The organism is Pseudomonas sp. 10C3, from assembly GCF_036346185.1.
Taxonomy (GTDB): Bacteria; Pseudomonadota; Gammaproteobacteria; order Pseudomonadales; family Pseudomonadaceae; genus Aquipseudomonas.
In genome coordinates this window covers 1-3,957 of the sequence record NZ_JASJVE010000050.1, presented here as the reverse complement: position 1 = coordinate 3,957, position 3,957 = coordinate 1, and the positions used below count along the sequence as shown (strand labels likewise).

General features: G+C 61.2%; 3 protein-coding genes. All 3 read left to right on the top strand.

The window, feature by feature from the left end:
* Positions 1-1,131 (top strand): UDP-4-amino-4-deoxy-L-arabinose aminotransferase (gene arnB / locus QN399_RS25940; RefSeq protein ID WP_323569559.1); only part of this gene is annotated, 1,131 nt, incomplete at its 5' end.
* Positions 1,128-2,144 carry an undecaprenyl-phosphate 4-deoxy-4-formamido-L-arabinose transferase gene (arnC, locus tag QN399_RS25935; protein WP_330201904.1) on the top strand — a complete coding sequence of 339 codons (1,017 nt, stop codon included), beginning with the start codon at positions 1,128-1,130 and terminating at the stop codon, positions 2,142-2,144. The genes arnB and arnC, both read left to right, overlap by 4 nt.
* Positions 2,141-3,957, top strand: a 1,817-nt coding sequence (gene arnA, locus QN399_RS25930; protein ID WP_330201903.1) for a bifunctional UDP-4-amino-4-deoxy-L-arabinose formyltransferase/UDP-glucuronic acid oxidase ArnA, incomplete at its 3' end; no start/stop codon positions are given. The genes arnC and arnA, both read left to right, overlap by 4 nt.

The window sequence follows — 3,957 nt, the reverse complement described above, 5'->3', positions numbered from 1 at the left end:
CCCTTTTCCCGCCCGAGTATCGGTGACGAAGAAATTGCCGCCGTCGAGCAGGTTTTACGCTCCGGCTGGATTACCACAGGCCCGAAAAACCAGGAGCTTGAACAGCAATTTGCCGAACGCGTGGGCTGTCGTCACGCCGTCGCGCTCTCGTCCGCCACCGGCGCGATGCATGTCACGTTGCTCGCCCTGGGCATTGGCCCTGGCGATGAGGTGATTACCCCGTCGCAAACCTGGGTGTCCACCGCCAACATGATCTGCCTGCTCGGCGCGACCCCGGTTTTCGTCGACGTCGATCGCGACACCCTGATGACTGACCTCGCCGCCATCGAAGCCGCCATCACCCCGCGCACCAAAGCCATCATCCCGGTGCATTACGCCGGGGCCGCCTTTGATCTGGACCCCCTCTACGCACTGGCCGAGCGTCACGGCATCATGGTGATCGAAGATGCCGCTCACGCAGCGGGCACTCTTTACCGGGGACGTGCGGTCGGCGCGCAAGGCACTGCCATTTTCTCGTTCCACGCGATCAAAAACATGACCTGCGCCGAAGGTGCGATGTTCGTCAGCGATGACGAGAACCTCGCCAACCGGGTCCGCATGCTCAAGTTTCACGGGCTCGGCGTGGACGCCTACGACCGCATGACCCATGGCCGCAAACCGCAGGCGATGGTCATTGAGCCAGGGTTCAAGTACAACCTGGCCGACATGAACGCCGCCATTGCCCTGGTGCAGCTCAAGCGCCTCGACGAGATCAATGCCAAGCGCGAGGTCCTGGCCCAGGCCTACCTCAAGCGCCTCGCAGACTTGCCGGTCCAGCCGCTTCTGCTGCCAAGCTATCCGCAGCAGCATGCCTGGCACCTGTTCATTCTGCGCATCGATGCCGAGCGCTGTGGCCTGGACCGCGAGGCGTTCATGAAAGGCTTGCAGGAGCAGAACATTGGCACCGGCATTCATTTTATCGCCACCCACCTGCACACCTATTACCGCAAGCAGTTCCCGTCGGTCCAGTTGCCCAACACCGAATGGAACTCGGCACGCCTGTGCTCGATCCCGCTGTTTCCCGACATGACCCTCGACGACGTCGAGCGCGTTGCGTGTGCTATTGAAACCACTCTGGAACGAAGCCTGTGAAACCTTATCCGATTCAGTGCGTTTCGATCGTCATCCCGGTCTACAACGAAGAGCAGAGCCTGCCTGAGTTGTTGCACCGCACCGAAGCGGCCTGTGCACAGTTGCACCATGAATTCGAAATCGTTTTGGTCGACGACGGCAGCCGCGACAACTCTGCGCAAATCCTTCAGGACGCCTCGGAGCGTGAAGGCAGCTCCATTGTCGCGGTGATCCTCAATCGCAACTATGGCCAGCACGCGGCCATCATGGCCGGCTTCGAGCAATGCAAAGGCGATGTCGTCATCACTCTGGACGCCGACCTGCAAAACCCGCCGGAAGAAATTCCGCGCCTGGTTGCCCAGGCCGAGCTCGGCTACGACGTGGTGGGCACCGTGCGCAACAACCGTCAGGATTCAGCCTGGCGTCGTTGGCCGTCGCGCTTGATCAATCTGGCCGTGCAACGCTCCACCGGCGTGGCCATGAGCGACTATGGCTGCATGCTGCGGGCGTATCGACGCACGATCGTCGACGCCATGCTGGCCTGCCGCGAGCGCAGTACGTTCATCCCGATTCTGGCCAACAGCTTCGCCCGCCACACCACCGAGGTGCTCGTCCCGCACGCCGAGCGCGAACACGGTGATTCGAAATACAGCCCGATGCGCCTGATCAACCTGATGTTCGACTTGATCACCTGCATGACCACCACGCCCTTGCGCCTGCTGAGCATCCTCGGCTTCAGCATGGCCTTTCTCGGCGTGCTGTTCGCCGTGTTGCTCATCGGTTTGCGCCTGATTTTCGGCGCCACCTGGGCCGGCCATGGCACCTTTGTTTTGTTTGCTGTGCTGTTCGTGTTCACCGGCGGCCAGTTCATCGGCATGGGACTGTTGGGCGAATACCTGGGCCGCATGTACAGCGATGTCCGGGCCCGCCCGCGTTTTTTCATCGAAAAAGTGCTGCGCAGCCCGCCCGCGACGTCCGCTGTAAATGCTAACAGCTCACACCCGTCTTCATCTTCCACTCAGGTCACGTTATGAATCCTAAAGCTGTCGTCTTTGCCTATCACGATATTGGTTGTGCTGGCATCGAAGCCTTGCTCAACGCAGGCTATGAAATCGCTGCCGTGTTTACCCATGCCGACGACCCGAAGGAAAACACCTTCTACGGTTCCGTCGCGCAATTGTGTGCACGCAAAGGCATTCCGGTGCACGCCCCGGAAGATGCCAACCATCCTCTGTGGATTGAGCGGATCAGCAAACTCAACGTCGACTACCTGTTCTCCTTTTATTACCGCCACCTGCTGGGCGAGCAATTGCTGGCCTGCGCGAGCAAAGGCGCCTTCAACCTGCACGGCTCCCTGCTCCCGCATTATCGCGGCCGCGCCCCAGCCAACTGGGTCCTGGTGAATGGCGAAACCGAAACCGGCGTGACCCTGCACCGCATGGTCAAGCGCGCCGATGCCGGCGCTATCCTGGCTCAACAGCGTGTGGCCATCGAACGCTCCGACACCGCCCTGACCCTGCACACTAAGTTGCGCGACGCCGCTGCCAACTTGTTGCGCGACGCATTGCCGCTGCTGGCCCAGGGCAAGTTGACTGAAACCGCCCAGGACGACACCCAAGCGTCCTACTTCGGACGCCGCACCCCGGCCGATGGCCTGCTGGACTGGAAGCGCCCGGCCGAACAGCTGTTCAACCTGGTGCGCGCCGTGACCCAGCCTTACCCTGGTGCTTTCTGCCCGGTGGGCGAACACAAACTGATCGTCTGGAGCGCCGACGTCGTTGCCGGCAATGAAGGCATCGCCCCAGGCCGAGTGATCAGTTCCGATCCCCTGCGCATCGCCTGTGGCGAAGACTCCCTGGTGATCACCGCCGGTCAGCGTGGCGACGCCGGGCTGTACCTCAGCGGCCCGCAACTGGCCCGCGAACTGGGTCTGGTCGAAGGCTCGCGCATGGTCGGCAGCGAGTCGGCACGTGCCGTGCGTCGCACCCGTGTTCTGATCCTCGGCGTCAACGGCTTTATCGGTAACCACCTGTCCGAGCGCCTGCTGCAAGACGACCGCTACGAAATCTATGGCATGGACATCGGTTCCGACGCCATCGACCGCCTGCGCAGCCACCCGAACTTCCACTTCGTCGAAGGCGACATCAGCATCCACTCCGAGTGGATCGAATATCACATCAAAAAATGTGATGTCGTGCTGCCGCTGGTGGCCATCGCCACCCCGATCGAATACACCCGCAACCCGCTGCGCGTGTTCGAACTCGACTTCGAAGAAAACCTGAAGACCGTGCGTTACTGCGTGAAATACAACAAGCGCGTGATCTTCCCGTCGACCTCCGAAGTGTACGGGATGTGTACCGACCCGAATTTCGACGAAGACACCTCGAACCTCATCGTCGGCCCGATCAACAAGCAGCGCTGGATCTACTCGGTCTCCAAGCAATTGCTCGACCGGGTAATCTGGGCTTATGGCCAGAAAGGCCTGCGCTTCACCCTGTTCCGTCCGTTCAACTGGATGGGCCCACGCCTGGACCGTCTGGACTCGGCGCGGATCGGCAGCTCGCGTGCCATCACGCAACTGATCCTGCACCTGGTGGAAGGCACCCCGATTCGTCTGGTCGACGGCGGCGCACAAAAACGCTGCTTCACCGACGTGGCTGACGGCATCGAAGCCCTGGCACGCATCATCGAAAACCGCGATGACAAGTGCAACGGCCAGATCATCAACATCGGCAACCCGGACAACGAAGCCAGCATCCGCCAGCTGGGCGAAGAACTGCTGCCGAACTTCCCTCCTTTCGCCGGTTTCCGTGACGTCGAAAGCCAGTCGTTCTATGGCACCGGCTA